Annotated in this window: 1 pseudogene; it reads left to right on the forward strand. The window is 35.5% G+C overall.

Annotated elements, in window-relative coordinates:
- A pseudogene (locus tag ACODS7_RS32960) lies at positions 1–245 on the forward strand (hypothetical protein); the annotation flags it as partial.
- Between the last annotated feature and the right edge of the window lie 68 nt (positions 246–313).

The following is a 313-nucleotide window of genomic DNA, read 5'->3' on the forward strand; positions in this document are numbered from 1 at the left end:
ATGGTACAAGACCAAATGCTGCGAATGTGTCCAATTGGGATGAAGCGATTTGGGATCAGAATACATTTGATCGAATCGAAATGTATATTAATCGACTACGGGTAAGTAATCGAACGAAAAAAATAGGCATGATGATTGAGGACGTAACTCATATACGTCCTTTTATTGTATACGGCATCGGGGTTCAGTATGAATTGAAAAGAAGAAAGGAGACGTCTTATGGTACAAATTCAAAGAAAATATAATTTTATGCCAGGTACAACCATTTCATCTGGGCAAGTAAATGAAGAATTTACGAATTTAATTAATGCTC

Source organism: Bacillus sp. FG16 (assembly GCF_057809515.1).